Origin of the sequence: Methylorubrum thiocyanatum (genome assembly GCA_014138645.1) — a bacterium.
In the GTDB taxonomy this organism is placed as follows: Bacteria; Pseudomonadota; Alphaproteobacteria; order Rhizobiales; family Beijerinckiaceae; genus Methylobacterium; species Methylobacterium thiocyanatum.
Map to the genome: position 1 here is coordinate 399,971 of JACJIB010000003.1, position 25,368 is coordinate 425,338.

Below are 25,368 nucleotides of genomic sequence, written 5' to 3' on the forward strand. Positions count from 1 at the left end.
ACCGAGCCGCGGATAGGGTAGGGCCTCGCGGATGATTCCGCTCGCCCGGCCGAGACGCCGGTGAAGAGCCGCCGTTCTCGTCAAGCCAAGGTCCACGCTCGTGAAAGTGATTGCCAGTACCCTTCGCAAGGGCAACGTCGTCGACAAGGACGGCAAGCTCTACGTCATCCTGACGGCTGAGAACATCCACCCCGGCAAGGGTACGCCGGTGACGCAGCTCGACATGCGCCGCATCACCGACGGCGTGAAGATCTCCGAGCGCTACCGCACCACCGAGCAGGTGGAGCGCGCCTTCGTCGAGGATCGCGACCACACCTTCCTCTACCAGGACGGTGAGGGCTACCACTTCATGAACCCCGAGAACTACGAGCAGCTCGCGGTTCCCGAGGACGTGGTCGGCGATGCCGCTCCCTACCTGCAGGAGGGCATGGTGGTGACGCTCTCGACCCATAACGGCGTGCCGCTGGCGATCGAGCTGCCGCAGCGCGTGACGCTCGAGATTGTCGAGACCGAGCCGGTGACCAAGGGTCAGACCGCCTCCTCGTCCTACAAGCCGGCGATCCTTTCCAACGGCGTGAAGACCAGCGTCCCGCCGCACATCACCACCGGCACCCGCGTCGTCATCATGACGGCGGACGGCGCCTACGTGGAACGCGCCAAGGACTGATCCTACGGCGGGGCCGCGGTGCCTTCCGCGGCCTCGTAGCAGAGCTGGGACAGGCTCTGCGCCCTCGCGCGCTGCTCGGCCGAGTAGGGCTTGCCCGAACCCCACAGGCCCTCCCGCCGCAGGGCGTCCGCGGTGCAGCGGGCGGCGATCCGGCAGGCCTGCGGCTCGCCGCCGGTGCGGGTGCAGTTCGCCGCGTAATCCTTGCGGAAGCCTGCGAGTCCCGCCTTCGGGTGCGGCCCCGTCAGTGTCACGAGGCCGGTGAACAGGGCGAGTAGCACCGGCTGGTGCACGAGATAAACCGCAAGGCTGTGCCGCCCGGCCAGCACCGCCCCGCGCGCCGCGCCGTTCCGGGCGCGCCATCGCACGATCGCGGATCCGGCCAATCGCGGCCGCGCGATCCGGGCCAGCGCGATCCCCGCCAGCACCACTCCGAACCAGGGAAACAGCGGCACCCAGTCGTTGGTGTCCGGCAGGCCCCGGCCGAGGCCGAGAAAGTAGAGCGCCGGTGCGTCGAGCAGCGGATGCGCCACGACCTGCGGCGCCAGCATCACCGCGGCGGCGGCGAGCGCCGTGACCGGGACCGGCAGGAACACGAAGGGCAGTCCGAGCAGGCTGGAGGCGGCGATGCAGTGCAGGATGCCGAAGAAGATGTAGCTCTGCGGGAAGGCGATCCGCGTCGCCGCCGTGATGAGGAGCGCCGCTCCGCCGATCCGCGCGAGCCGCCACAGGAAGGGCCGCCAGCGCACGCCGCCGCCATTGGCGAGCACGAGGCCGATGCCCACCAGCAGCAGGAATGAACCGGCGATGAGATGGGCCGCCACCCGCCCCGGCGGTGTCAGCGCGAGGTTCTGCGGCGTGAGCTGCAGGAAGCCGAGATCCCACAGCCCGTGATAGGTCGCCATCGCGGCGAGCGCCGCGCCTCGGGCGAGGTCGAGGGCATCGATCCGCCGGCCCGGCGGGGGCGGAGAGGACGGGGAGGAGGCAGGCATGGCCGCGCCCTATCACCGTTCGCCGTTTCGCGCGAAGGACGCGAGGCGGCCGGTGCCTGCCGATCGGGCAGCCTTGCAGCCATTCGAATCAGGCGTGGAAGCGTCGCATTTTTCTCCTGCGACAGCCCGCGCAGGCGTAACCCCTTGCATGGCCACGCTCTCTCGCGCGGCATCGGCCGTCGGCGCGATCCGGCGGGGCGCCGGCCCGCCGTCAATCGGATGCGGCATTGTCGCCATGCATCCGAAAAATGATCATTTGAGGTGTCCCGTTGCCGGCCAAACGGGCTTTCCGCGTAATCTGACTTTGTTAACGTAGCTTCGGAATTGCGCCGCGCGATTCGGCACGGGTTGCTTACATGTCGAACGATCACGAACTGAGTGCCGTCCAACTCCGCATGCCGGATACGCGAGGCCGGGCGATGGAGCGGGAGAGCGAGGACGAGCGGCCGGCCGAACTCGTGGAGATCGCCGGGCGCATCAAGTGGTTCGACGTCTCGAAGGGGTTCGGCTTCATCGTGCCGGATGACGGTTCGGCGGACGTTCTCCTGCACATCACCTGCCTTCGCCGGGACGGGCATCAGGCCGCGAGCGAGGGCGCGCGGATCGTGGTCGAGGCGACGCGGCGGGAGCGCGGCTGGCAGGCGTTCCGCGTAGTCTCGCTGGATCAGTCCACCGCGCTTCACCCTTCCGAACTGCCGATGGCCCGCACCCACGTCACCGTGACGCCGACGAGCGGCCTGGAGGTCGCGGTGGTGAAGTGGTTCAACCGCCTGCGCGGCTTCGGCTTCCTCAGCCGGGGCGACGGGACGCCGGACATCTTCGTCCACATGGAGACCCTGCGCCGCTACGGCATCGCCGAGCTGAAGCCGGGCGAGCAGGTGCTGGTGCGCTACGGCGACGGCTCGAAGGGTGCTATGGCGGCGGAAGTCCGCCTCGTCGACGGGGCGCTTCCGGCTTCCCATTGACGGTGACCCGCGTGCCCGTGCTTCCCTCCGCCTCCAAGTTCCTGCGCCTCGCCGCCTGCCTCGCCGCGCTGGCGGCCCTGCCGGCGCCGCCCTCGTTCGCGCAGGATGCGGCCCCCGCCGCGCAGGCGGCGACCGAGCCGCTCGGCATCGTCGGCAAGAGCGGCCGCCACGCCTTCCAGGTGGAGGTGATGCGGACCGATGCGCAGCGCGCCAAGGGGCTGATGTTCCGCCGCTCCATGGCCGCCGACCACGGCATGCTGTTCGACTTCGAGCGGCCGGCGCCGGCCACCATGTGGATGAAGAACACCTACCTGTCGCTCGACATGGTGTTCATCCGCTCCGACGGCTCGATCGCACGGATCGCCGCCGACACCGAGCCGCTCTCGACCAAGGTCATCTCCTCGGGCGAGCCGGTGCTCGCAGTGCTCGAACTCAACGCCGGAACCGCGGCCAAGCTCGGCATCCGCGCGGGCGACCGGGTCGAGCACGCGATGTTCAAGCGCTGATCCCCGCCATGGCCCCGGAGACCGAGGATCCGGCCGGGGTCTGGGACGCTTCGCTGCGCGCCGCCGCTCTCTTCGCCGCCGATCCGCACGGCCTCGGCGGCGTCATCTTGCGAGCCGGAGCGGGCCCCGTGCGCGACCGCTGGCTCGATCACCTGCGCGGGATGCTCGCCGGCCCGGTCCGGCGGATGCCGCCGGGAATCGCCGACGACCGGCTGATCGGCGGGCTCGACCTGCCCGCCACCCTCCGCGCCGGCCGTCCGGTGATCCAGCGCGGGCTGCTGGCGGAGGCCGATGGCGGGGTCGTCGTCGTGCCGATGGCCGAGCGCCTGGAGCGCGGCACCGTCGCCCGGCTCGCGGCGGCCCTCGATACCGGAACGCTGGCGCTGGAGCGCGACGGCCTCGCCGCGCGGCTGCCCGCCCGCTTCGGCCTCGTGCTGCTCGACGAGGGCCAGGAGGACGAAACGGTCGCCGAGGCGCTCGCCGACCGCCTCGCCCTGCGCATCGACCTGAGCGGCGTGAGCCTGCGGGAGGCGAGGTTCCCTTTGGAAGAAGTGCCGCTTCTCTTCCACGTTCGTGGAGACGGGGGCGGCGATCCGCTTGCTCCGGAGACCGATGCCGCCTCGGCGGCACCCTCCCGTTCGTTCCTGAACCACCCCGAGCCTGAGCCCGACCCCACCGGGAGAAGGGCGCAGCCGACGGGCGATCCGATCGCCACCCTCTGCGCCGTCGCGGAGGCGTTCGGCATCGCCTCGCTGCGGGCGCCGCTCCTCGCCCTGCGGACCGCCCGGCGGATCGCGGCGGCATCCGGCCGCGAAGGGCCGGAGGGGGCGGACCTGATGGAGGCCGCCCGCCTCGTCCTGGCGCCCCGGGCGACGCGCCTGCCGGCCCCAGCGCAGCCGGAGACGGAGGAAGCGGCAGAGCCGCCGCCGCCCCCGCCGCCGGATGCGGATCGGCCGCCCGAGGACGCGGCCGAAGAAGCGGACAGCGCGGCGCAGGCGCCCGACGAGGTCGTGCTCGACGCCGTCCGCGCCGCCCTCCCGAAAGACCTGCTGGTGCGGCTCCTCGCCGGCGGTCCGCCGCTGCGCGCCGCTCCGGCCGGGCGGATGGGCGCCGCCTCCGCCTCGCCGCTCTCCGGCCGTCCGGTCGGCAGCTGGCCCGGCGATCCGCGCCGCGGGCGGCTCGACCTGATCGCGACCCTGCGCGCCGCCGCCCCCTGGCAGCGCCTGCGCCGAGCCGGAACGGATCCGCGGTGCATCGCCGTCACCCCCGAGGATTTCCGGATCCGCCGGCTCAAGCGGCGCAGCGAGACCACGACGATCTTCTGCGTCGATGCCTCCGGCTCGGCGGCGCTGGAGCGGCTGGCCGAGGCGAAGGGCGCCGTCGAACTGCTGCTGGCCGAGGCCTATGTCCGGCGCGACCGCATCGCCCTCGTCGCCTTCCGCGGGACGGGCGCCGAGACCGTGCTGCCGCCGACCCGCTCCCTGGTGCGGGCCAAGCGCGTGCTGGCCGGCCTTCCGGGCGGGGGCGGCACGCCGCTCGCTGCCGGACTCGACGCCGCCGCAATCCTGGCGCTCGGCGTCCGGCGCTCCGGCGGAAGTCCCGTGATCGTCCTGCTCACCGATGGGCGGGCCAACGTCGCTCGCTCCGGCCTCGGCGGAAGGGCGCTGGCCGGCGAGGAGGCGCTCTCGGCCGCCCGCCTGCTGCGGGCGCAGGCCTTGCCCACCCTCGTGATCGATACCGGTGCTCGGCCCGACGGCGCGCGCCGCCTCGCCGAGGCGGCGCAGGCGCGCTACTGTCCGTTGCCCCACGCCGATGCGGGCAGCGTCAGCGCGGCGGTGCGCGCCGCCACGGCCTGAGGCAGCCGGCGACGACATTCGGGGCGACATTCGGGACGCGACTCGGATCGTCGCCGGGCGCATCGATGACGAGTCCGGCCGATGTCGCTGCAACAAGGAAAGCGGACCTTGCCCTTGCCCTACGACGACCGGCCGGATTGGGAACGCGACGGCCGCGATTGGCCGCACCGCGCCGCGAGCCGCTTCGTCGAGGCCGCGGGCCTGCGCTGGCACGTGCAGGAATTCGGCGATCGGCAAGCGCCCAGCCTCCTGCTCCTGCACGGCACCGGGGCCGCGACCCATTCCTGGCGCGGGCTGGCGCCGCTCTTTGCACAGAGGTTCAGGGTGGTCGCACCCGATCTGCCGGGCCACGGCTTCACCGATCCGCTGCCGCCCCGCCGCCTGTCCCTGCCGGGCATGGCCGAGGCGGTGGGCGGCCTCACCGCGGCTCTCGGCCTGACGCCGCGCCTCGCCATCGGCCATTCGGCCGGCGCCGCCGTGCTGGCCCGGATGTGCCTCGACCGGCGCATCGCCCCGGACCTTCTCGTGGCGATCAACGGCGCTCTGACGCCGTTTCCGGGCTTTGCCAGCTTCCTCTTCCCCGGCATCGCCCGGATGCTGTTCCTGAACCCTGTCACCCCGAAACTCTTTGCCTGGAGCGCCGACCGGGCGGCGGTGCGCCGGCTCATCGACGGCACCGGCTCGCGCCTCGACCCGCAGGGACTGGACCTCTACCGGCGACTCTTCACCCGCGCCGGCCATGTTTCGGGGGCGCTCGGCATGATGGCGAACTGGGATCTCCCGGCGCTCGCCCGCGACCTGCCGCGGCTCGACACCCGCACGCTGCTGGTCGTCGGCGGCGACGACAAGGCGATCAAGCCGGAGGACGCCTTCGCGCTCCGCGCGCGTCTGCCGAGCGCCCGCGTCGAACTGCTGCGTGGGCTCGGCCACCTCGCCCACGAAGAGGCGCCGGAGCGGGTGGCGGAGATCGTTCTCGCCGAAGCCGCGACGGCGCAGGCGTCGCCGGCCTGAGACACCTCTTGCGTTGCTGGAAATCCCAGCCATAGTGTCAACGTATGTTGACACTCGCCGTCAAGCCGATGGACGCGCACGGCCCCGATGCCCGGCCGCACGCGGTGGTGATCGGCTCCGGCTTCGGCGGGCTGGCGGCGGCGGTTCGCCTCGGCGCGCGCGGCTACCGCGTCACCGTTCTGGAACGGCTCGACCAGCCGGGCGGCCGCGCCCGCGTCCACCGGCAGGACGGCTTCACGTTCGATGCCGGGCCGACCATCGTCACCGCGCCGTTCCTGTTCGAGGAACTGTGGCGCCTGTGCGAACGGGAGATGCACGAGGACGTCACCCTCGTGCCGATGCAGCCGTTCTACCGCATCCGCTTCGAGGACGGCGAGAGCTTCGCCTATAGCGGCGACCGCGCGGCCATGCGGGCGGAGGTCGCCCGCTTCTCGCCGGACGACGTGGCCGGCTACGAGCGCTTCATGGCCCACAGCGAGGCGGTGTGCCGGCTGGGCTTCGAGGAACTCGGCCATGTCCCGTTCGGCAGCCTCGGCTCGATGCTGCGCATCGCGCCCGACCTCCTGCGACTCTCCGGCCATCGCAGCGTCTACGACGTGGTCGCCCGATTCATCCGCGACGAGCGGCTGCGCACCATCTTCAGCTTCCATCCGCTGCTCATCGGCGGCAACCCGTTTCGCGCCAGCGGGATCTACTGCCTCATCGCCCATTTGGAACGGCAATGGGGCGTTCATTTCGCCATGGGCGGCACCGGGCGGCTGGTGGACGGGCTCTGCGGGCTGATCCGGGGGCAGGGCGGGACGATCCGCTGCGGCGCGGAGGTGTCGCGCATCCGCGTCGAGGGCAAGGCCGCGACCGGTGTCGTGCTGGCGGGCGGCGAGGCCATCCCCGCAAACGTCGTCGTCTCGAACGCCGATTCCGCCTTCACCTACGGCACGCTGCTGGGCGGCACGACCCGGCGCTGGAGCGCGCGACGGCTCGCACGGGCCGCGTCCTCCATGGGCCTGTTCGTCTGGTACTTCGGCACCCGGAGAAAGTACCCGGAGGTCGATCACCACATGATCCTGATGGGCCCGCGCTACCGCGGCCTGCTTCAGGACATCTTCGACCGCAAGCACTTGGCGGACGATTTCAGCCTCTACCTCCACCGCCCGACCGCGACCGACCCGCTGCTCGCCCCGCCCGGGCACGACGCCTTCTACGTCCTCGCTCCGGTGCCGAACCTCGCCGGCGGCCAGGACTGGGCGCGGCTCGCCGAACCGTACCGGCAGAGGATCGCCCGCTTCCTCGAAGACGCGGTGCTGCCGGGGCTCTCCGCCGCTCTCGTCACCTCGCGGGTGACGACGCCGCAGGACTTTTCCGACGACTTCCTGAGCTTCCGCGGCTCGGGCTTCGGGCTGGAGCCGGTGCTGACGCAATCGGCGTGGTTCCGCCCGCACAACCGCTCCGAGGACGTGGCCAACCTCTTCCTCGTCGGCGCGGGGACGCATCCCGGCGCCGGTCTGCCGGGGGTGCTGTCCTCGGCCCGTGTCCTCGATACCGTGGTGCCGGATGCCCGTGTTCGCGCTTGACCCCTCCGCCGCCATCAGGGCGACCCTCGCCGACGATCTGGCCGCCTGCCGCACGGCGATCCGCGCCGGCTCGAAGAGCTTCTACGCGGCCTCGATGCTGCTGCCGCCCTCGGTGCGGGTGTCGGCCTACGGCCTCTACGCCTTCTGCCGCCTCTCCGACGATGCGGTGGACGAGGCGGGGGGCCACCGCGGCGCGGCCGTGGCCCGGCTGGAGCGGCGCCTGACGGCGGCGCTCGCCGGCCGCCCCGACAACCACCCCGCCGACCGGGCGCTCGCCGAGGTCATCGCACGCCACGCCATCCCCGAGGCGCTGCCGCGGGCGCTTCTCGAAGGGCTCGCCTGGGATGCGCAGGGCCGGCGCTACGACACCCTGTCGGATCTGGCGGCCTATGCCGCCCGCGTCGCGGGGGCGGTGGGGGCGATGATGACCCTGGTGATGGGGGTGCGTGACGGGCCTGCGCTCGCCCGCGCCTGCGATCTCGGCGTCGCCATGCAGTTCACCAACATCGCCCGCGATGTCGGCGAGGATGCCCGTGCCGGGCGCCTCTACCTGCCGCGGGCGTGGCTCGACGAAGCGGGCGTCGATGAGCGCACCTTCCTTGCCGATCCCCGTCTCAGCCCCGGCCTGCAACGGGTGGTCGCCGGCCTGCTCGCCGCCGCCAACGGGCTCTACGCCCGCGCGGAGCCCGGCATCGCCGCGCTCCCGCTGCGGTGCCGCCCGGCGATCCGGGCCGCCGGCACGATCTACGCGGAGATCGGCCGCGCGGTGGAGGCGAACGGGCTCGATTCGGTGACCCGCCGCGCCCGCGTGAGCGGCGCCCGCAAGGCCGGCCTCCTCACCGGTGCGCTCCTGCCCACGGGCCGGCGGCGGGGCCTCTCCGCGCCGCCGCTCCCCGAGACGGCCTTCCTCGTGGAGGCGGTGCTGAGCCACCCGCTCCCGGCCGCGCATCGCCCGCCGCCCTGGTGGGATTTCTCCGGACAAGTCGTGCGCGTGCTCGATCTCATCGAGGCGCTGGAGGAGCGCGACGCCTTCCGCCGCTCGGCACCGTCCTGAGGGGAGGCCGGTCGTTCCGGGGCGTCCTTACCTCAAGCCGCCGGCCTCGACGATGAACGTGGCCACTCGGTCCGCGCCGTGCCCCTCGCGCAGCGAGGCGAAAACGTAGGGCCGCGTGCCGCGCATCCGCTGCGTGTCGGATTCCATCACCGAGAGGTCGGCGCCGACGAGCGGAGCGAGGTCGGTCTTGTTGACGATGAGCAGGTCCGAGCGGGTGATGCCGGGGCCGCCCTTGCGCGGGATCTTCTCCCCGCCCGCCACGTCGATGACGTAGAGGGTGATGTCGGCCAGTTCCGGCGAGAAGGTCGCCGCGAGGTTGTCGCCGCCGGACTCGATCAGAACGAGGTCGAGCTTCGGGAAACGACGGCGCATCTCGGCCACCGCCGCAAGGTTGATCGAGGCATCCTCACGGATCGCCGTGTGCGGGCAGCCGCCGGTCTCGACGCCGAGGATGCGCTCCTCGGGCAGCGCCCCGGCCACGGTGAGGATGCGGGCATCCTCCTTGGTGTAGATGTCGTTGGTGATCGCGCAGATCTCGTAACGGTCGCGGAAGCGGCGGCAGAGCTGCTCCATCAGCGCCGTCTTGCCGGAACCGACAGGTCCGCCGATGCCGACGCGCAGGGGTCCGTTCAGGGATGCCATTGGGCCAGACGATTCCTCAGGAGCGGAAGATGCGGGAGTACTGCGTCTCGTGCCGGAAGGAACCGAGATCGAGCCGCAGGGTGGCGCTGCCGAGCGCGTCGCGATCGGCCGCGTGCAGGGTCTCGGCGAGCGCGGCGACGCGGGGCGTGAGCGACGCGAGCACGGCCGTGCCGGCACTCTGGCCGACGGGGGCGACCCGCAGGGCGGCCGAGACGAGGTTCTGGACGAAGGCGAGGCCATAGGCCGCCACCGTCGCCTCGCGCGCGACACCGTGCGCGCCCGCCGCCGCGCCGACGGCGACCGGATAGGCGAGCCGGCCTTCGAGCCGGGCCGAGACCTCGGCGAGGGCGGGGCAGGGCCAGGCCTGAAGCGTCGCGTCGAGGAAGCTGCGGCCCTGCTGGCTGGTTTCGAGATGAAGCTCGCGGGAGGGTGCGAGCGCCAGGGCGAGATCGTTGATCGCGACGAGGTCCGCATCGTCGCGGGCGGTGACCGCGCGGTGGGCGCAGGCACAGAGGATCATGTCGTTGCGGCCGGCGCCCCGTTCCAGCACGTCGGAGAGCCAGTCGGCGAGCGTGGCGGCGTCGCGCACGTCGCCGCACTCCACCGCCCATTCGAGCCCGTGCGAATAGGCAAAGGCGCCGACCGGATAGGTCGGCGAGAGCCACGCCATCAGCCTGAGGGCGTCAGTCATGGACGTGGTGATGCGCGTGCGCATGGCCGTGCCCGTGGCCCTGGGCATGTCCGCCGGCATAGGCGCCGCCTTCCGGCCGGAACGGCCGCGTCACCGGCTCGGCGCGGCCGCCCAAGCCCCGCACCATCTCGGCAAGCACGTGGTCGTGGGCGATCCAGACCGCATCCTCGCCGATTTCGGCGGGGATGTGCCGGTTGCCGATGTGCCAGATCAGCCGCTTGAGGGCGAGCGGGGAGGGCGCGCGGATCTCGAGCAACGCCTCGGGGGCCGCCTCGACCCAGATGAGCCGCCCATCCTCCAGCGCCAGGGCGTCGCCGTCATCCAGCACGGTCGCCTCGCCGAGGTCGAGCAGGAAGGCGGTGCCGCCGACGCCGCGCATCGCCATGCGGCGGCGGTGGCGATCGTTCGAGTCGAGCACGATGCGGTCGACGATCTCGCCGGAGCCGAGACGGTCGCGGCGGATGACGCGGGTGGCGCGGATCATGCCCGGTGCTTCCACCAGCCCTCGCCGCGGATCACGTCGTCACCGTAGGGGTCGGGGAAGAACCCGCCGCGCAACACCTCGTCCTCGGTGAACGGGCAAGAACCGGAAAAGCTGTCGTCGAACAGGGCACTCTCCAAGACGGCGCGTGCCTTGGCGGCTGGATAGGCAGCGGCAACCATGACCGGCACGGCAGGGCGAAGACTCGGATTCTGCCTCAAGAGGCGCTCGACACAATGCCGCTGGATGTCGATCGTCGCCGCCCAAGAATGACCGCGCAGGTCAACCTGTTCTGCCCAGCGCAGCAACCCGGTGAGAATGACCTCAAGCCGCGCCTGCAACTCCCGCCCCTGCTCGGCCGCCAGTTCGCTGACGACCGCCGACAGATGGTCGAAATCGAGGGCGTCGATCCGCTCTTCGCGGAGCGCGCGCGCCTGGGCATCAGCCCAGGCCGCGAGGTCGGCACCGTAAAGTTCGCTCGATGGCATGGATATGGGGCTGGGCATCGGGGCGAGGATTCAGGGAACGGATCAGGGTAGGAAATCGGGATCGAGGATCTGCGCCAGGGTGAAGGACAGCTCGTCTGGAAAGGCGGCCTCGTCGATCCCGGTCTCCTGAGCGGCGCGACGCACCGCGTCGCGATACGTCTCCGCTAGGATCTCTGCCGGATAGCCGCGAAGGCTCGGGCTTCGCTGGGTCAACCGCTCGATATCCCGCCGCTGATTTCGAAGGGTGATGCGCCAACTCACGGTCGCCCGCTCCGGCTGAACCTTGAACTTGAGCAGGTGGACGATCAGCACGCTCAGATGCGACTCGATCGCCGCTCGCTGGCTCCGTCCCAAAAATTCGACCTCGTCGATCAGATTCTCGATGTCGAGCGCGCTCCGCTCGCGCGTTGCCATTGCCTGGGCCTGCCCGCGGGCCCAGGCGTAAAAATCCGTCTCGTAGAGATCGGCCGCCGGGGGCGGCTTCAGCGCGGCCTTGGTCATCGGGGATCTCCTCTACCCGGCCGATGATAGCTCAGAACAGGAAATACCGCTGCGCCATCGGCAGAACTTCTGCCGGCTCGCAGACCAGCAACTCACCGTCGGCGCGCACGTCGTAGGTCTCGGGGTCGATCTCGATCACCGGGGTCGCGTCGTTGAGGATCATGCTCTTCTTCGAGATGCCGCCGCGCACGTTCTCCACCGCGACGAGCTCCTTCGAGATCCGCAGCCGCTCCTTCAGTCCGTCCTCGACCGCCGCCTGCGAGACGAAGGTGAGCGCGGTGGCGAACGGCGCGCGGCCATAGGCACCGAACATCGGGCGGTAATGCACCGGCTGCGGCGTCGGGATCGAGGCGTTGGGGTCGCCCATCGGCGCGGTGGCGATCATGCCGCCCTTGAGCACGAGATCGGGCTTCACGCCGAAGAAGGCGGGCGTCCACAGCACGAGGTCGGCGAGCTTGCCCGGCTCCACCGAACCGATATGGCGCGACACGCCGTGGGCGATGGCCGGGTTGATCGTGTACTTCGCCACGTAGCGCCGGGCGCGCAGGTTGTCGTTGCCCGAGGCGTCGCCCGGCAGGGCGCCGCGCTGGCGCTTCATCTTGTCCGCCGTCTGCCACGTGCGGATCACGACCTCGCCGACGCGGCCCATGGCCTGGCTGTCGGAGGACATCATCGAGAGCGCGCCGATGTCGTGCAGGATGTCCTCGGCCGCGATGGTCTCCTTGCGGATGCGGCTCTCGGCAAAGGCGAGGTCTTCCGGGATCGACGGGTCGAGATGGTGGCACACCATCAGCATGTCGAGATGCTCGTCGATGGTGTTCTTCGTGAAGGGCCGCGTCGGGTTCGTCGACGACGGGAGCACGTTGGCCAGCCCCGCCACGCGCATGATGTCCGGCGCGTGGCCCCCGCCCGCGCCCTCGGTATGGAAGGCGTGGATGGTGCGGCCTTTGAAGGCGGCGATCGTGTCCTCGACGAAGCCCGATTCGTTGAGCGTGTCGGTGTGGATCATGACCTGTACGTCGAAGGCGTCGGCCACCGACAGGCAGGTGTCGATCGCGGCGGGCGTCGTGCCCCAATCCTCGTGCAGCTTCATCGCGCAGGCGCCGGCACGGATCATCTCCTCCAGCGCACCCGGCACCGAGGCATTGCCCTTGCCGGCGAAGGCGAGGTTCATCGGGAAGGCGTCGGCCGCCTCGATCATCCGGGCGATGTGCCAGGGCCCCGGGGTGCAGGTGGTGGCGAAGGTGCCGTGCGCCGGCCCGGTGCCGCCGCCCAGCATCGTGGTGACGCCGGAGCAGAGCGCCTCCTCGATCTGCTGCGGGCAGATGAAATGGATGTGGCTGTCGAAGCCGCCGGCCGTGAGGATCTTGCCCTCGCCCGCGATCACCTCGGTGCCGGGACCGACGACGATGTCGACGCTTCCCTGGATGTCGGGGTTGCCGGCCTTGCCGAGCCGGACGATTCGCCCGGCGCGGATGCCGACATCGCATTTCACGACGCCCCAATGGTCGAGCACCACCGCGTTGGTGATGACGGTATCGACCGCGCCCTCTGCGTTGGTGACCTGCGACTGGCCCATGCCGTCGCGGATCACCTTGCCGCCGCCGAACTTCACCTCCTCGCCGTAGACCGTGAAATCGCGCTCGACTTCGATCTCGAGGCTGGTATCGGCGAGGCGGATGCGGTCGCCGGTCGTCGGCCCGAACATGTCGGCATAGGCGGCGCGGGGCAGGCGGGCGGACATGGCAGAGGCTCGAATCGTGGGTCGGTCGATGGGGGAAGCAGGGTTGGTGCCGGAAGCGGCGAGCGGCCGCTCCGGTCAGCCCGCCGGTCCGGGCGGCGGTGCACCGGCGGCCGGCGCGGCCTCCGCGGGGGGAGGCTTGTCCGGACCCGGCGGCGGCGCCTTCGGGCGCTTCTTGCGCACCACCTTCTTCACCTTGACGACGGGCTTGCGCGCCACGCGGGTGCGCATGTCCTGGAGCATCTCGAGCTGAATCTGCTGGATCTCGGCGAGCCGCTGCCACTGCTTGGTGACGAGGTGATCCATCTTCTCGTGCAGATGCCGGATCTCGAGCTCCGCCTTCAGGTTGACCCGGTAGTCGTTGTTCGAGCGCAGCCGGTCCTTCTTGTCCTGCCGGCTCTGGCTCATCATGATGATCGGTGCCTGGATCGCCGCGAGGCAGGACAGGACGAGGTTGAGCAGGATGAACGGGTAGGGATCGAACGCCTTCAGTTCCCCCATGATGACGTTCACCGCCATCCAGGCGACCAGCACCAGAGCGAAGCTGATCAGGAAGGCCCAGGATCCGCCGAAGGCGGCGAGCCCGTCCGAGACCTGTTCGCCGAAGCTGCGGTGCTCGTCGTAATCCTCCTCGATGTTCTCGGCGATCGTGTCCTGCGCGGCGATGCTCTCGGCCACCTGCCGGTCGAGATCGGAATACTCGCCGTGCTCCTCCGCCAGCAACTCGGCGACGAAGCGCGTCCGGTAGCCGGCGAGCGCCTTGCTGCTGATGAGCGCGTCCTCGCTCAGCTCGGGGTAATCGACCCGGATATGCTCCGCGAGCGCCGGCCGCAGGCTCGCCACCGGAACGAGGTTCCGGCGGTTCATCTCGACACCGGTGATGGCGCAGACCGCCCGCTTCTTCGCGGGCACGGGCTGCGCCGGCGCGTCGAGCGCCATCGGCGCCGGATCAGGCTCGTGCCCCTCGTCGGTCAGGCTCACAGGCTACCCACGCCATCGCTGCGGAAGCGGTTGCCCGTGCGCCTACCCGAGAGCGCGGGCGGCGTCACGCCCCGGCGCGGCATCAAAGCGTCCCTCGCACCTCGGCGGCGGCGCGGTCGAAGAGGCTTTCCAAGGCGGCATTGGTGCCGCGGCAGCCGGCCACGACCTCTTCCGCCCAGGCGACGTAGTCGGCGATGCGCTGCCGCTCCCAACCCTCCGGCGGGCTGGCGGCGAGCGAGCGGAGATTGCTGGTCTTGTCGGCGATCTTGATCGCCCGCGCCCCCGCCGATTTCCGCGGGGCGGTCTCGACCTGCCGGCGCTTGCGCTCGGCCTTCGGGAGGGACTTGTCGTCCGTCACCTCGGCGACGAGATCGGCCACGGCCGGGCCGAACAGCCGCTCCAGCTCCGCGTGATCGGTCGGGGTGTCCTCGAGCGTGTCGTGGAGCCAGCCGGCGGCGACGAGGGCGGCGTCGGGCTCGCGCGCCGCTTCGGCGAGGAGCGAGGCGACTTCGGCGAGATGGTTCACGTAGGGCTCGCGCGCGCTCCCCTTGCGGTGCTGGGCCGCGTGCCGTCGCGACGCGAAATCGGCCGCCCGCATCACGAGGACCACATCCTCCCGCCGGCCCTGTTGGGACGCGGTCACAGCGCCCCCATCACGTCGCCGCGGAACCCGTAGACCGTGCGCGTGCCCGACAGCGGCACCAGCGTCACCTCCCGGGTCGAGCCCGGCTCGAACCGCACTGCCGTGCCCGGCGCGATGTCGAGGCGCTGGCCGCGGGCCCGCTCGCGGTCGAAGACGAGGCCCGGATTGACCTCGAAGAAGTGGTAATGCGAGCCGACCTGGATCGGCCGGTCGCCGGTATTGGCGACTTCGAGCACCGTGCGCGGCGCCCCCTCGTTGAAGACGATCTCGCCGGGCTTCGTCGTCACCGTGCCGGGCACGTCCGCGGAGGGCGCGCCGCGGATCGGGTGGTGGACGGTGACGAGCTTGGTGCCGTCGGGAAAGGTCGCCTCGACCTGGATGTCGTGGATCATCTCGGCCACCCCTTCCATCACCTGCGAGGCGTCGAGCACCGTGGCGCCCGCCTGCATCAGTTCGGCGACGGAACGCCCGTCGCGGGCGCCCTCCACCACGAAATCGGTGATGAGGGCGACCGCCTCCGGATGGTTGAGCTTCACCCCCCGCGCCAGCCGGTTGCGGGCGACCTGCGCGGCCATGGCGATGAGGAGCTTGTCTTTCTCGCGGGGCGTGAGGAGCAAGGCACGTATCCTGGGGTCGGTGTAGGATCGGCGCGAGCAAGGATCATGCTCGGGCCGAGGTCAAGCCGGTTCGCCAAGTCGGTCGGCCAAGCCGGCCGATCGAGAAGGCTCAGCTCTGCCAGACCCGCGGCATCGGCCGGTCCCGCCAGGCTGCGAGGAAGCGGGCGGCCCCCTCGCGCAGCGGCGCGATCGCGGGCGCCAGCATCCGCACGGCGAGATGCCCGTTCCAGGCGCTGGCGCCGGCCTCGACCCCCGCGGGCAGCGCGTCGAGAAGGGTACGGGCCTCGTCGAGCCGCGCCTCGGCACCGGGGGCGAGATCGAGGAGCGTCGCGAGGGCGCGGGCGCCGCCGCCGGTCGCCGCGCGGGCCATGAGATCGCTCACCGCGCCGTCGAGACGCAGGCTGTCGGCATAGACGAGGCGGCCGTCGCGGCGGATGCGCCAGCGATCTTCGAACAGGGCCTGCTCCAGCCGCTCGCCGCGGGCGGCCCGGCCGAGCACCGCGATCTCGGCCACCAGCAGGGATGCGTCGGGGGCGAGATCCGCCTCGAAGCGGCGCACCAGCCGGGCGCGGTCGAACAGGATCGTCTCCTGCGGCAGCCAGTCGAGCCGCCCGGCCGGGCCGACCTCGATCCGGTTGAGGATCGTCGCGTTCGCGCCGTCCGACCGGTAGATCTTCTCGGCCGCCGTCGTCGTCAGCAGGCAGGCCGCGCCCGCCTCGACCATGACGGACACCTCGAAGACGTCGCCGCAGGCGACGCCGCCACCGGTATTGACCAGCACGCCCTCCAGCATCCGCTCGGCGCCCTGGCGGGGGAAGCGAAGGCGCAGGGGCCCGCCCTCGGCAAGATCGACGATCCGTGTCGGGGCGTCCGCGGCGGTCCCGGCCCGGGCGACGCGCAGGCGCACCACACCGTGCGAGCGCTGGCGGGACGGGACAGATCGGGGCGATTCGGCGAGGATGGCGCGGCCTCCGGCGGATCGGGCCCGCGCTTCTTCGGACAAGGGCGGCCCGCTCCGCAAGATCGCGATCCCGGTCGTTTCGATGCCATCCCGCACCGATCTTGGGCAGCGGCGGCGCAGGATGAGGCCGCCGAGGGCACCCGTCGGCCACTCCGACACTTGACCGGAACGGCCGGAACGCCCACCGCGTCATGCTTTCGCGGGCGCTCAGCCGAGCCTTGCCCCGTCCCGCTCAACCGTCGGGACCTCATCGGCCCCGAGAGGCGACCGCCATGAACTCCGCCACGAGTCCCGCCATGACCGCCGGCACCCCTTCCCCCGACCACGAGCCCGTGTCCGCCTCGGCCTACCGCGAGGCGATGGCTCAGCTCGCGAGCGCGGTGCATCTCGTCACCACGGACGGTACGGGCGGCCGGGCGGGCCTCACGGCCACGTCGGTGTGCAGCGTCAGCGACGGCCCGCCGACGCTGCTGGTCTGCCTCAACCGGAATTCCTCCGCTTATCCCGTCTTCCTGCGCAACGGCGTGCTCTGCATCAACACGCTGGGAGCCACGCAGGATCGCCTCGCCGCCGACTTTGCCGGCCGCGTGAAGCAGGCCGAGCGCTTCGACGGACGGGACTGGACGACGCTACGGACCGGAGCCCCGGTTCTGCCGGGGGCCCTCGTCGCCTTCGATTGTCGCATCGTCGATCGCCACGCCGTCGGCACCCACGACGTCCTGATCTGCGCGGTCGAGGCGCTCGGCGGGATCGGCGGCGCCGAAGGCCTGCTCTACGCCGGGCGGCGCTACCGGGTCCTGCGGCGCGAGGCCCCGGCCGCGGAGTGACGCGAGCGGGGCCGGCGCCAGCGGGCGGTGGCGCCCCGATCCGCCTCAGCGCTCGTAGTGTCGGGCGCGGGCGGTGTCGGCGTTGAAGCTGCTGCGGCCCCTGGGCAGAAGGGCGCCCGGATTCTGCTGCGGAACTCCGAACAAGAACGGAGCTTCGGTCTCGCCGCGAACGCTGCCGGTGGTCTCGGGGGCGCGGCGTCCGGCCCGGTCCTGATCACCGGCCGCGGCGGCTCCAGCCGAGAGGGCGAGCGCCAGGACTGCGCTCGAGAGGAGGCGTGTGGACATGTCTTGTCTCCCGAACAGGTGGGTTCCGTTGGGTAGTTAGACACGAACGCGGCGTTTTGCTTCTAGAATTTGTGCAGTACGCCTCTCGGATGATCATGCTTTGCATAGAATGCGAGCATATAAGACTCGGAGCCTCGGCTGGCACGTGAACACCACGCTAAGAAATAATAGGAATTGCCAAGCGATATCAATGATTTATGGACATGTAAAAATTTCTGCCCGCCCTTTCGGCAACTGGCACGAACCTTTCCCAGCATGTGCGTGATGTCACGAGTCCCGCTTTCGATGGGAATACATGCCCGACTTCGGACGTCCATCCGCAGCCCCGGCCGCCTCATGGTCTTGTTTGAGGCGCGGCACAGGGCGAGGGAGAAGGGAATGCGGCGCGGCCAAGCCAGTCCATAATCGTCCTGGCCACCGGTGCGCCGCCGCTTTCGCCTACGCGGAGACCCGCCCATGCCTCTGACCCTCGACGCGCTCAACACCGCCCCCACGGAGGCGTTCGTCGCGTCGCTCGGCGCGATCTTCGAGCATGCGCCCTGGGTCGCCGAGGCTGCCGCGGACCGTCGGCCGTTCGGCAGCGTCGAGGCGCTTTTCGAGGCGATGCGCGAAGCGGTGGTCGCGGCGCCCGAGGCGCGGCGGCTCGCCCTGTTGCAGGGACACCCCGAACTTGCCGGGCGCTCGGCCCGGGACGGCACCATCGCCGCCGCCTCGATCGCCGAACAGGCCGCCGCCGGCCTCGACCGGCTCAGCGAGGGCGAATACGCACGGTTCGCGACGCTGAACGCCGCCTATGTCAAGAAATTCGGCTTCCCCTTCATCCTCTGTATCAAGCGGCACGGCCGCGCCTCCCTGCTGTGGCAGTTCGAGGCCCGGCTAACGAGCGATGCCGCGCGCGAGCGGCAGACGGCGGAGACGGAAGTCTTCCGCATCGCCGCGATCCGCCTCGATGCCCTGGTGGCGGGCGAGGGGGGATTGCGGGTGACCGGACGTCTCTCGACCCACGTGCTCGACACCGTCACGGGCCGTCCGGCGGCGGGCGTGGCGGTCGAACTCGCCGAACTCGTCGGCCCGGATGAATCCGTGATCGTCGCCCGTGCCGTCACCAATGCGGACGGGCGCACCGATGCGCCGCTGATCGGCGGACGGCCGGTGCCGATCGCGGCCTACGAGCTGCGTTTCCACATCGGCGAGCATTTTCGCCGCGGCGGGCTCGCCCTGCCGGAGCCCGCCTTCCTCGACATGGTGCCGATCCGCTTCGGCGTGGCCGAGCCGGAGGGGCACTATCACGTCCCCCTCGTTGCGAGCCCGTGGAGCTACCAGACCTATCGCGGGAGCTGAGTCACCCGAAGGGATGCCGCACGAGCCGTGACTGCGCCTCGCACAGGCGCCCGGTCTCGCTACCGAGGGGCACAGCACCAGCGCCGCGAACGGATCGTGGGCGCGGGAGGAGCGGCGTTCGCCGAGGGTGAACAGCGCCCAATCCATCTCGCAGCGGGGTACGAGCCGTCCGATGTCGTCGCGCCCAGCGCCTCCGTCGCTCATCGCGAGACCGTTCGAAGAAGAGTCCGGATCCGTCACGGCTCCGGCCGTTTCGGATAGCGAAGATCGGACCGTATCGATCGTTGAGGAAGCGTCGTTCTTGAGACTTACGGTGGAACAGCGTCAGAACTTCGCGTTTTGATACATTGATCTATGGACGCCACGCCATGGCAGCACTACCGTAGCAGCGAGCTTCCGCAGGCGGGTGCCCTTGCACCCGATTTCGGAGCTGACGGCCGACATTCTCCTTCTCCGATCCTGAAGGGATTCACCATGTCGCGGAGCAGCCGATCCCGCGCCGTTCTCATCCTTATCGGCACGATTCTGGCAGCCTTCCCCGCCGCTGCCCAGGATACGCCGGGCGCCACGTCCGGCTCACGCCCCGCCGAGTCCAAGGCCGCAGGCCAGTGGACGGATCCGCCCGCCAAGGCGGAGAAGCCGGCAACGAACGCCGCCGCGCCGAAGCCGATGGCAACGCCCGCCAAGATCGACGAGCCGGCAGTGGCACGCCGCCCCGAAGCCCGGGCGCCACGGCGCATGGCCAAGCTCCGCCGGGCCCAGATCCGGACCGTTGCGAGCCGGACACGGCCGGCACGGGTCGCAGTGGTGCGGGAGGTTGACCGGCCAAGCCGGCGGGTCGCAGCGCGGATCTCGGTGCCGCCGCGGTTCGTGAGAGGTCCGGTGGCGCGCAACCTGCGCCCCGTCTACGGCTTCATCCCGCCCGATGCTCCGGCCGAGGCCTATTACGAGCAGCGCCGGTTCGGCACGGCGGGCAACAGACCGAGCGATCTCGGCCTGCCGTCGTACGATCCGGCCTATCGCACCGTCGGGATGCGCGAGGGCGGTCGTCTCGTCATGCGCTGGCGCGGGACGGGAGGTCCGGCGGGCGTGGTGGTCGATCCACCGTCGCCGCTCAATCCGTTCGGTGCGGAGTAGCGCACCGTCACCGCCCTCCCGAGAGGGGAGGGGGCAGCGGGCACCGTGAAGGACACGGCGCTCGAGCCAGCCGAGAGGCGGCCGTTCTCAGCGAACCCGGCCGGGACGCGCCGGCTCGAACACGATACGGCGGTGATAGGCGCACCAGCTCTTGCCGTCGGCGACCGGAGCCCCGCAACACACGGCCTGGTCGCTCGGCTCACCGATGATGAACTTGCAGACGAAGGTGCCGGATTGCGCGAAAGGGACACGGAGATCGGCGGAAGGCTCCGCAATCGCATCGGCCTCGCCGACTTGCGGCAGGCGGAAAAGCTGGTTCATCGGGCGGACACTCGGTGTTCGAACTCGCTGGACCCAAGCGAGGGGCGACACGGCGCCCTGGGCCTGGATGGATGTCTCGGCCGGCCTCGCGCTCTCACCCGTTCCGTGCGAAGACGCTCGGCCCCGGCAGAAGGCGGGACCGGCGTCGCGGGCGGGCGCGAGGCATAGGTCGGCTGATAGTCTGGCGTAAGTATACCTGATTCCCCAAGAAACAAGCCCTGAGCCGGCGCGACAGGTGCGCGCTGGAAGCAGGCTTGATCCATGAACCGGGCAGACGGCCACCGACGCAGACAGCGACGACTTGGCCGAAAAACCCTGTGAAAACGATAATCGGATGGGTGGCGGGACGTTCCCACCGCAGCGCCGCCGCGCTTCCGAGGCCGTTCCTTGCGAGGAGGGCGCGTCGAGAGTATCCGGCCTGATCCGCGCACGAACGATGGACCAGGCCTCGCATGCACGCTCTCGTCACGGGCTCGGCCGGGTTCATCGGCCATGCGCTGAGCCGCCGCCTGCTGGCGGCGGGCCACGGCGTGACAGGCTTCGATGCCCTCTCGCCCTATTACGACGTCGCGCTGAAGCGGGCGCGGCACGCGGATCTGGCCCGGCATCCCGGCTTCGAGGCTGTGGAGGCGCGGCTGGAGACGCCCGGTGCGCTCCTCGACGTGATGGCGCGCGTCAAACCCGACCTCGTCTTCCACCTCGCGGCCCAGGCCGGCGTCCGCTACAGCCTCATCGACCCCGGCGCCTATGTCGAAGCCAACCTCGTCGGCTTCGCCAACCTGCTGGAGGCCGTGCGCGCCCATCCGGTGCGGCACCTGCTGACGGCCTCGACCAGTTCGGCTTATGGCGGCAACACGAGTGTGCCGTTCCGCGAGACCGACCGCGCGGTCTCCCCGCTCACCCTCTACGCCGCCTCGAAGCTCGCCAACGAGGCGATGGCGCATTCCTACGCCCACCTGTTCGGTGTGCCGACGACCGCCTTCCGCTTCTTCACGGTCTACGGCCCCTGGGGCCGGCCGGACATGGCGCTGTTCCTGTTCACCCGGAAGATCCTGGCCGGCGAACCGATCGAGGTGTTCGGCGAGGGCGCGGCGGAGCGCGACTTCACCTTCATCGACGATCTCGTCGACGCGATCCTGGCCCTGTCCGAGCGCCCGCCGCCGCTTCCATCCGCGGGCGGCCCGGTCTCGCCGGCCGATACCCTGAGCGCGGTGGCGCCCTATCGTCTCGTCAATATCGGTGGCGGTCGCCCGGTCCGGCTCGACGCCATGATCGGTGCCCTCGAAACCGCTCTGGGGCGAAAGGCCGAGCGTGTGCTCAAGCCGCTCCCGCCCGGGGACGTGATCCGCACCCATGCCAGCACCGATCTGCTGGCCGACCTCGTCGGCCGCCTGCCCGAGACGCCGCTGGAGATCGGCATTCCGGCCTTCGTGAAGTGGTACCTCGGCTACTACGGGACACCGTAGAGCGCGGCCCCCGTTCAAAGACGGATCACAGCCTTTCGGGGCGCAACGCTCACCCGGATGCGCCCGGGCCGGCCACGCTGCGCGCATTGCCCACTTCGGAAAATATGCCGACCCTTGTGACGGCCGGCCTCCTCCGCGGTTCCCGAGGATCGAGGGCCGCCAGGGCAGGGGAGACGGATCGCCGATGCGCATCGCGATGATTGGGTCGGGCTATGTAGGCCTGGTGTCGGGCGCCTGCCTCGCCGATTTCGGCCACGAGGTCGTCTGCATCGACAAGGATCCCGAAAAGATCGCCGCCCTCAATGAGGGCCGCATGCCGATCTACGAGCCCGGCCTCGACGCGCTGGTGGCCGAGAACGTCCGCCAGAAGCGCCTCGCCTTCTCCACCGATCTCAAGCCCGCCGTCGCAGGGGCTCAGGCCGTCTTCATCGCCGTCGGCACGCCGTCGCGCCGCGGCGACGGCTTCGCCGACCTCTCCTACGTCTACGCCGCGGCCCGCGCGATCGCCGAGGCGCTGACCGGCTACGCCGTCGTCGTCACCAAATCGACCGTGCCCGTCGGCACCGGCGACGAGGTCGAGCGCATCCTGCGCGAGGCCCGCCCCGACCTCGATATCGGCGTCGCCTCCAATCCCGAATTCCTGCGCGAGGGCGCCGCCATCGGCGACTTCAAGCGCCCCGACCGCATCGTCATCGGCGCCGAGGACGCCCGCGCGGCGGCCGTGATGCAGGAGGTCTACCGCCCGCTCTACCTCAACCAGGCGCCGATCCTGTTCACCGGCCGCCGCACGGCGGAGCTGACCAAGTACGCCGCCAACGCGTTTCTGGCCACCAAGATCACCTTCATCAACGAGATCGCCGATCTGTGCGAGCAGGTCGGCGCCAATGTGCAGGAGGTCGCCCGCGGCATCGGGCTCGACAACCGCATCGGGTCGAAGTTCCTGCATGCGGGTCCGGGCTATGGCGGCTCGTGCTTTCCCAAGGACACGCTGGCGCTGGTGAAGACGGCGCAGGATTACGGCACGCCGGTGCGGATCGTCGAGACGGTGGTGGCGGTCAACGACCAGCGCAAGCGCGCGATGGCGCGCAAGGTGATCGCGGCCTGCGGCGGGTCGGTGCGGGGCAAGCGGGTGGCGCTCTTGGGCCTGACGTTCAAGCCGAACACCGACGACATGCGCGACGCGCCGTCGCTGTCGATCATCGCCGGCTTGCAGGATGCCGGCGCCCGGATCGTGGCCTACGATCCGGAGGGGATGGAGCAGGCGCGGCCGCTTCTTCAGGGCGTGGACTATGCCGAGGATGCCTATGCCTGCGCCGAAGGGGCGGATGCGCTGGTGATCGTGACGGAGTGGAACGCGTTCCGGGCTCTGGATCTGGCGCGGCTGAAGGCGATGATGGCCGCCCCCGTCCTCGTCGACCTGCGCAACGTCTACGCGCCCGACGAGGCCCGCCGCCACGGCCTGCGCCATGTCGGCGTCGGGGCTCTGGCCAGCCGCGACTGACTTAGCCCCCGTTCGGTCGAACCCGCCGCTCGACTCCGCCGCTCGACTCCGCCGATTTAGCGCGGCGGGCGAGCAGGAGGTGCAGCGTCTGCGCGGCGAGGCCGCCGATCAGGGCTGCGCCCCCCTTCACCAGGAAATCGACCACCCGGCCGTGCCGGCTCGCGGTCAGGCCCTGCGCCGCTTCGAGGGTTCCGGCGAGGACGACGGCGGCGAGAAGCGCCAGCACCCAGCGTCGGGGATAGGAGAGGGCGAGGAGGAAGCCGAACAGAGCGTAGGCGCCGGCCCGCTCCAGGTTCGCCGAGGCCACGACCGGGCGCGCCTCCAGCGGCGAGAGCGTCACGACGACGAGGCCGATGGCCACGGTCCACGCCATCAGGCGAACAAGCGTCAGCATGGAGTCTCGTGTGCGCAAGCCGGGGCCGAGGTCAAGCGGGCGGCATACACCGCGAGGTGGCCTCACTCCACCGACGCCGCGATCAACGAGAAGACCAGCCCGAGAGCCAGGTTGCAGGCGAGCAGGATCACGAACAGGGTCACGCTCGCCTCACGCCGTGCAGGTCAGGACGATGTAGGGCCAGCGCGGCGGGCACGACGCACGCGTCGTCCCGCGTGCCGAGGGCGCGGCGCCGCCCGTCGGACCGGGAGCGGCGCGCAGAATGTCGGAGCGGTCCTTCGACACGGTCGCAGCCACAGCGGGACCGGGAGCGGCGCAGGACACGACCAGCAGGATCGAGACGGCCCGTCCGGCGGCAGCAGCGATCTTCGACATCTTTCCCCTCGCGACGTCTCACGTCTCGCAAGAGGCGGATTAGCCTCGGCTGTTTGCAGGCATGTTGCGCCGAGTGTTGCGTCGTCTTCCTCGCCACCGGCCGCGGCCGCCCGGCAACCTCGATACGGCGAGGGATTGAAAATTTTCTTTAAGGATGCGCGAGACTACTTAAGTGCAAAACATGCCGGATATCCCTAATTTGGAGGATGCAATTGTCCCGAATTCGTTGCCTGCTTCGGCCGTGGGCGCCCGATCCGACGTGAGGCTGGACGACGCGATGGCGCGTGCCGAGGGCGGACTCGGGGCCCCGAGGGGGAACGGATCATGATCAGGAATGGGGCGGTTCATCCGCGCTGGGTCTTACGCAGGGACGAGCGGCGGGCCGGGCGCTACGACGGCAACAAGGTGGTGCGCTGGATCGCGCGGCCGACGCTGATGAAGGGGCGCTCGAAATCGGCCGTGGCGGGAGCGGAGGACGGTGCGGCCGGCTTCGCGGCCCCGTCCCGCCCCAACGGCTACCCCGCCCTGCGGATCGTCTCCGACACCTGACCCGGGGAATCGCGAGGAATCGCTGCGGCGTTCGAAGGCGCGCCGCTCCGGCCTCGATGGGAATCGGTGATGATTTGCCCGGCTCGGCCGGTGAATCCCTTGGCAAGCTCCCCGGCGCGGTTCATGCTTTCCCCACGAAAGCCGCCGGATCACGCGGCGGCATCGGAGGATCGTCCCATGCTCGCCGCCAACCGCTTGGTCAAATCGGCCTGGATCGCCGTCGATATCACCAAGGAGCGCACCGAACGGGTGCTTGTGGTCGAGGCCTATATCGCCGTCAGTCCTCTCGAGAAGAACTTCGACGCCCATCGCTACGAGCGGGTCGTCGAGGACGTGCGGCGCGTGCTGGCCGAGCACCCTGAAATCGACCGCGCCTCGATCCTGAGCATGCACCGCGATGCCGGCTGCACCGCCCTGTTCCGCAGCCAGCCCGCTTCCGTGCCGGCCTGACGCGATCGGAAAGGTCGCCGCCCGATCAGTCGAGCGGTGCCGCGGCCGGGTCGGCGGGCCGCGCCTCGTCGAGCCCAGGGTTGCGCAGGCCCGGCGTGACGGAGGCCCCGCGTGCGCCTGAGCCGGCGCCGCAGCCGGAGCAGATCGAGCGGGCGGCGCGATGGCTGCGCTCGGCGATCCGCTGGTCGAACGCGGCCTGACGCGCCATGGATTCCTCGGCGCTGCGCTGCGTGAGGATCGAGGCGTCCATCGCCTGCGACGGCCGAGCAGGTCCGTCACCCTCCAGAGGACCGGCCAGGGCCGGGGTCACGAGTGCGAGCAGGGCGAAAGGGGCAGCGCGCATCGGCCGTGGCTCCG

The 25,368-nt window shown here is 70.8% G+C and carries 30 protein-coding genes; 14 read left to right on the forward strand and 16 right to left on the reverse strand.

The genetic code is table 11. From position 1 onward, the window contains the following. Window positions 1-100: 100 nt before the first annotated feature. Window positions 101-667: an elongation factor P gene (gene efp, locus HNR51_RS09405; RefSeq protein WP_012455063.1), complete on the forward strand. Its 567-nt coding sequence runs from the start codon at window positions 101-103 to the stop codon at window positions 665-667. 2 nt (window positions 668-669) lie between these two features. On the opposite strand, the gene HNR51_RS09410 is transcribed toward efp, so the two are convergent. Further along, window positions 670-1,656, reverse strand: coding sequence for a heparan-alpha-glucosaminide N-acetyltransferase (locus tag HNR51_RS09410; RefSeq protein WP_182554769.1), 987 nt, complete (start codon window positions 1,654-1,656; stop codon window positions 670-672). A gap of 419 nt (window positions 1,657-2,075) precedes the next feature. On the opposite strand from HNR51_RS09410, the gene HNR51_RS09415 reads away from it, so the two are divergent. The 6 genes from HNR51_RS09415 to HNR51_RS09440 all read left to right on the forward strand — a co-directional run bounded on the left by HNR51_RS09415 (window position 2,076) and on the right by HNR51_RS09440 (window position 8,619). Continuing rightward, on the forward strand, window positions 2,076-2,621 hold the full coding sequence (locus HNR51_RS09415; RefSeq protein WP_012455065.1) for a cold-shock protein: 546 nt from the start codon (window positions 2,076-2,078) through the stop codon (window positions 2,619-2,621). After that, on the forward strand, window positions 2,618-3,127 hold the full coding sequence (locus HNR51_RS09420) for a DUF192 domain-containing protein (protein WP_141951881.1): 510 nt from the start codon (window positions 2,618-2,620) through the stop codon (window positions 3,125-3,127). The genes HNR51_RS09415 and HNR51_RS09420 overlap by 4 nt, the downstream gene beginning before the upstream one ends. Window positions 3,128-3,135: 8 nt before the next feature. Further along, on the forward strand, window positions 3,136-4,983 hold the full coding sequence (locus tag HNR51_RS09425) for a magnesium chelatase subunit D (protein WP_182554770.1): 1,848 nt from the start codon (window positions 3,136-3,138) through the stop codon (window positions 4,981-4,983). Between the two features lie 81 nt (window positions 4,984-5,064). Next, window positions 5,065-5,994, forward strand: a complete 930-nt coding sequence (gene bchO, locus HNR51_RS09430) for an alpha/beta fold hydrolase BchO (protein WP_182554771.1) — start codon at window positions 5,065-5,067, stop codon at window positions 5,992-5,994. Between the two features lie 44 nt (window positions 5,995-6,038). Continuing rightward, window positions 6,039-7,565, forward strand: a complete 1,527-nt coding sequence (locus HNR51_RS09435) for a phytoene desaturase (protein WP_182554772.1) — start codon at window positions 6,039-6,041, stop codon at window positions 7,563-7,565. Beyond that, window positions 7,546-8,619: a phytoene/squalene synthase family protein gene (locus HNR51_RS09440; protein ID WP_182554773.1), complete on the forward strand. Its 1,074-nt coding sequence runs from the start codon at window positions 7,546-7,548 to the stop codon at window positions 8,617-8,619. The genes HNR51_RS09435 and HNR51_RS09440 overlap by 20 nt, the downstream gene beginning before the upstream one ends. Before the next feature lie 27 nt (window positions 8,620-8,646). Here the strand turns inward: HNR51_RS09440 and ureG are convergent, their stop codons facing one another. The 10 genes from ureG to HNR51_RS09490 all read right to left on the reverse strand — a co-directional run bounded on the left by ureG (window position 8,647) and on the right by HNR51_RS09490 (window position 16,407). Then, complete coding sequence (gene ureG / locus HNR51_RS09445) at window positions 8,647-9,261, reverse strand: urease accessory protein UreG (RefSeq protein WP_012455071.1); 615 nt, start codon at window positions 9,259-9,261, stop codon at window positions 8,647-8,649. A 16-nt stretch (window positions 9,262-9,277) separates the two neighbouring features. After that, entirely contained in the window at window positions 9,278-9,952 is a 675-nt protein-coding gene (locus HNR51_RS09450) for an urease accessory protein UreF (protein WP_182554774.1), read from the reverse strand. Beyond that, a complete protein-coding gene (locus HNR51_RS09455) occupies window positions 9,945-10,436 on the reverse strand; it encodes an urease accessory protein UreE (RefSeq protein ID WP_182554775.1) in 492 nt (163 codons plus the stop codon). The genes HNR51_RS09450 and HNR51_RS09455 overlap by 8 nt, the downstream gene beginning before the upstream one ends. Then, window positions 10,433-10,939, reverse strand: a complete 507-nt coding sequence (locus HNR51_RS09460; protein ID WP_182554776.1) for a DUF29 domain-containing protein — start codon at window positions 10,937-10,939, stop codon at window positions 10,433-10,435. Before HNR51_RS09460 ends, HNR51_RS09455 begins: the two co-directional genes overlap by 4 nt. A gap of 24 nt (window positions 10,940-10,963) precedes the next feature. Continuing rightward, window positions 10,964-11,422, reverse strand: a complete 459-nt coding sequence (locus tag HNR51_RS09465; protein ID WP_182554777.1) for a DUF29 domain-containing protein — start codon at window positions 11,420-11,422, stop codon at window positions 10,964-10,966. A gap of 31 nt (window positions 11,423-11,453) precedes the next feature. After that, on the reverse strand, window positions 11,454-13,166 hold the full coding sequence (ureC, locus tag HNR51_RS09470; protein WP_182554778.1) for an urease subunit alpha: 1,713 nt from the start codon (window positions 13,164-13,166) through the stop codon (window positions 11,454-11,456). A gap of 75 nt (window positions 13,167-13,241) precedes the next feature. Further along, window positions 13,242-14,144, reverse strand: a complete 903-nt coding sequence (locus HNR51_RS09475; protein ID WP_182554779.1) for a DUF1003 domain-containing protein — start codon at window positions 14,142-14,144, stop codon at window positions 13,242-13,244. Window positions 14,145-14,226: 82 nt separating this feature from the next. Then, window positions 14,227-14,742, reverse strand: coding sequence for an HD domain-containing protein (locus HNR51_RS09480; RefSeq protein ID WP_182554987.1), 516 nt, complete (start codon window positions 14,740-14,742; stop codon window positions 14,227-14,229). Between the two features lie 41 nt (window positions 14,743-14,783). After that, window positions 14,784-15,404 (reverse strand): urease subunit gamma, encoded by a 621-nt coding sequence (locus HNR51_RS09485; RefSeq protein WP_012455077.1) that lies wholly within the window; start codon window positions 15,402-15,404, stop codon window positions 14,784-14,786. Between the two features lie 109 nt (window positions 15,405-15,513). Continuing rightward, window positions 15,514-16,407 carry an urease accessory protein UreD gene (locus HNR51_RS09490; RefSeq protein WP_239681670.1) on the reverse strand — a complete coding sequence of 298 codons (894 nt, stop codon included), beginning with the start codon at window positions 16,405-16,407 and terminating at the stop codon, window positions 15,514-15,516. A 254-nt stretch (window positions 16,408-16,661) separates the two neighbouring features. On the opposite strand from HNR51_RS09490, the gene HNR51_RS09495 reads away from it, so the two are divergent. After that, entirely contained in the window at window positions 16,662-17,192 is a 531-nt protein-coding gene (locus HNR51_RS09495; RefSeq protein WP_041371510.1) for a flavin reductase, read from the forward strand. 45 nt (window positions 17,193-17,237) lie between these two features. Here HNR51_RS09495 and HNR51_RS09500 read toward each other — a convergent pair whose 3' ends face one another. Further along, a complete protein-coding gene (locus tag HNR51_RS09500; protein ID WP_012455080.1) occupies window positions 17,238-17,477 on the reverse strand; it encodes a hypothetical protein in 240 nt (79 codons plus the stop codon). A 456-nt stretch (window positions 17,478-17,933) separates the two neighbouring features. On the opposite strand from HNR51_RS09500, the gene uraD reads away from it, so the two are divergent. Both uraD and HNR51_RS09510 read left to right on the forward strand, forming a co-directional pair. After that, window positions 17,934-18,818 (forward strand): 2-oxo-4-hydroxy-4-carboxy-5-ureidoimidazoline decarboxylase, encoded by an 885-nt coding sequence (gene uraD / locus HNR51_RS09505; RefSeq protein WP_182554781.1) that lies wholly within the window; start codon window positions 17,934-17,936, stop codon window positions 18,816-18,818. Between the two features lie 474 nt (window positions 18,819-19,292). Beyond that, complete coding sequence (locus HNR51_RS09510; RefSeq protein WP_182554782.1) at window positions 19,293-19,955, forward strand: hypothetical protein; 663 nt, start codon at window positions 19,293-19,295, stop codon at window positions 19,953-19,955. A gap of 87 nt (window positions 19,956-20,042) precedes the next feature. On the opposite strand, the gene HNR51_RS09515 is transcribed toward HNR51_RS09510, so the two are convergent. Continuing rightward, entirely contained in the window at window positions 20,043-20,276 is a 234-nt protein-coding gene (locus HNR51_RS09515; protein ID WP_012455083.1) for a hypothetical protein, read from the reverse strand. 452 nt (window positions 20,277-20,728) lie between these two features. Between HNR51_RS09515 and HNR51_RS09520 the strand changes: the two genes are divergently transcribed. Beyond that, window positions 20,729-21,742, forward strand: a complete 1,014-nt coding sequence (locus tag HNR51_RS09520; protein ID WP_152277466.1) for an NAD-dependent epimerase/dehydratase family protein — start codon at window positions 20,729-20,731, stop codon at window positions 21,740-21,742. A gap of 184 nt (window positions 21,743-21,926) precedes the next feature. Continuing rightward, the gene (locus tag HNR51_RS09525; protein ID WP_182554783.1) at window positions 21,927-23,243 is read left to right on the forward strand and encodes a UDP-glucose dehydrogenase family protein; all 1,317 of its coding nucleotides are present in this window, start codon (window positions 21,927-21,929) and stop codon (window positions 23,241-23,243) included. A gap of 1 nt (window position 23,244) precedes the next feature. On the opposite strand, the gene HNR51_RS09530 is transcribed toward HNR51_RS09525, so the two are convergent. Next, a complete protein-coding gene (locus HNR51_RS09530) occupies window positions 23,245-23,637 on the reverse strand; it encodes a hypothetical protein (protein WP_182554784.1) in 393 nt (130 codons plus the stop codon). 150 nt (window positions 23,638-23,787) lie between these two features. Continuing rightward, window positions 23,788-24,012: a hypothetical protein gene (locus tag HNR51_RS09535; protein WP_182554785.1), complete on the reverse strand. Its 225-nt coding sequence runs from the start codon at window positions 24,010-24,012 to the stop codon at window positions 23,788-23,790. A 324-nt stretch (window positions 24,013-24,336) separates the two neighbouring features. Between HNR51_RS09535 and HNR51_RS09540 the strand changes: the two genes are divergently transcribed. Next, the gene (locus HNR51_RS09540) at window positions 24,337-24,561 is read left to right on the forward strand and encodes a hypothetical protein (RefSeq protein WP_182554786.1); all 225 of its coding nucleotides are present in this window, start codon (window positions 24,337-24,339) and stop codon (window positions 24,559-24,561) included. A 177-nt stretch (window positions 24,562-24,738) separates the two neighbouring features. Continuing rightward, the gene (locus HNR51_RS09545; protein WP_012455089.1) at window positions 24,739-25,011 is read left to right on the forward strand and encodes a hypothetical protein; all 273 of its coding nucleotides are present in this window, start codon (window positions 24,739-24,741) and stop codon (window positions 25,009-25,011) included. Between the two features lie 25 nt (window positions 25,012-25,036). On the opposite strand, the gene HNR51_RS09550 is transcribed toward HNR51_RS09545, so the two are convergent. Then, window positions 25,037-25,354, reverse strand: coding sequence for a hypothetical protein (locus HNR51_RS09550; RefSeq protein ID WP_012455090.1), 318 nt, complete (start codon window positions 25,352-25,354; stop codon window positions 25,037-25,039). Window positions 25,355-25,368: the final 14 nt, after the last annotated feature.

What these genes read in the sequence shown, in the direction of transcription:
- HNR51_RS09410 (WP_182554769.1), bottom strand. Translation starts at nt 1,656, where the DNA reads ATGCCTGCCTCCTCCCCGTCCTCTCCGCCCCCGCCGGGCCGGCGGATC.
- HNR51_RS09415 (WP_012455065.1), top strand. Translation starts at nt 2,076, where the DNA reads ATGGAGCGGGAGAGCGAGGACGAGCGGCCGGCCGAACTCGTGGAGATC.
- HNR51_RS09425 (WP_182554770.1), top strand. Translation starts at nt 3,136, where the DNA reads ATGGCCCCGGAGACCGAGGATCCGGCCGGGGTCTGGGACGCTTCGCTG.
- bchO (WP_182554771.1), top strand. Translation starts at nt 5,065, where the DNA reads ATGTCGCTGCAACAAGGAAAGCGGACCTTGCCCTTGCCCTACGACGAC.
- HNR51_RS09435 (WP_182554772.1), top strand. Translation starts at nt 6,039, where the DNA reads ATGTTGACACTCGCCGTCAAGCCGATGGACGCGCACGGCCCCGATGCC.
- HNR51_RS09440 (WP_182554773.1), top strand. Translation starts at nt 7,546, where the DNA reads ATGCCCGTGTTCGCGCTTGACCCCTCCGCCGCCATCAGGGCGACCCTC.
- ureG (WP_012455071.1), bottom strand. Translation starts at nt 9,261, where the DNA reads ATGGCATCCCTGAACGGACCCCTGCGCGTCGGCATCGGCGGACCTGTC.
- HNR51_RS09450 (WP_182554774.1), bottom strand. Translation starts at nt 9,952, where the DNA reads ATGACTGACGCCCTCAGGCTGATGGCGTGGCTCTCGCCGACCTATCCG.
- HNR51_RS09455 (WP_182554775.1), bottom strand. Translation starts at nt 10,436, where the DNA reads ATGATCCGCGCCACCCGCGTCATCCGCCGCGACCGTCTCGGCTCCGGC.
- HNR51_RS09460 (WP_182554776.1), bottom strand. Translation starts at nt 10,939, where the DNA reads ATGCCCAGCCCCATATCCATGCCATCGAGCGAACTTTACGGTGCCGAC.
- HNR51_RS09465 (WP_182554777.1), bottom strand. Translation starts at nt 11,422, where the DNA reads ATGACCAAGGCCGCGCTGAAGCCGCCCCCGGCGGCCGATCTCTACGAG.
- ureC (WP_182554778.1), bottom strand. Translation starts at nt 13,166, where the DNA reads ATGTCCGCCCGCCTGCCCCGCGCCGCCTATGCCGACATGTTCGGGCCG.
- HNR51_RS09480 (WP_182554987.1), bottom strand. Translation starts at nt 14,742, where the DNA reads ATGCGGGCGGCCGATTTCGCGTCGCGACGGCACGCGGCCCAGCACCGC.
- HNR51_RS09495 (WP_041371510.1), top strand. Translation starts at nt 16,662, where the DNA reads ATGACCGCCGGCACCCCTTCCCCCGACCACGAGCCCGTGTCCGCCTCG.
- HNR51_RS09500 (WP_012455080.1), bottom strand. Translation starts at nt 17,477, where the DNA reads ATGTCCACACGCCTCCTCTCGAGCGCAGTCCTGGCGCTCGCCCTCTCG.
- uraD (WP_182554781.1), top strand. Translation starts at nt 17,934, where the DNA reads ATGCCTCTGACCCTCGACGCGCTCAACACCGCCCCCACGGAGGCGTTC.
- HNR51_RS09510 (WP_182554782.1), top strand. Translation starts at nt 19,293, where the DNA reads ATGTCGCGGAGCAGCCGATCCCGCGCCGTTCTCATCCTTATCGGCACG.
- HNR51_RS09515 (WP_012455083.1), bottom strand. Translation starts at nt 20,276, where the DNA reads ATGAACCAGCTTTTCCGCCTGCCGCAAGTCGGCGAGGCCGATGCGATT.
- HNR51_RS09520 (WP_152277466.1), top strand. Translation starts at nt 20,729, where the DNA reads ATGCACGCTCTCGTCACGGGCTCGGCCGGGTTCATCGGCCATGCGCTG.
- HNR51_RS09525 (WP_182554783.1), top strand. Translation starts at nt 21,927, where the DNA reads ATGCGCATCGCGATGATTGGGTCGGGCTATGTAGGCCTGGTGTCGGGC.
- HNR51_RS09530 (WP_182554784.1), bottom strand. Translation starts at nt 23,637, where the DNA reads ATGCTGACGCTTGTTCGCCTGATGGCGTGGACCGTGGCCATCGGCCTC.
- HNR51_RS09535 (WP_182554785.1), bottom strand. Translation starts at nt 24,012, where the DNA reads ATGTCGAAGATCGCTGCTGCCGCCGGACGGGCCGTCTCGATCCTGCTG.
- HNR51_RS09540 (WP_182554786.1), top strand. Translation starts at nt 24,337, where the DNA reads ATGATCAGGAATGGGGCGGTTCATCCGCGCTGGGTCTTACGCAGGGAC.
- HNR51_RS09545 (WP_012455089.1), top strand. Translation starts at nt 24,739, where the DNA reads ATGCTCGCCGCCAACCGCTTGGTCAAATCGGCCTGGATCGCCGTCGAT.
- HNR51_RS09550 (WP_012455090.1), bottom strand. Translation starts at nt 25,354, where the DNA reads ATGCGCGCTGCCCCTTTCGCCCTGCTCGCACTCGTGACCCCGGCCCTG.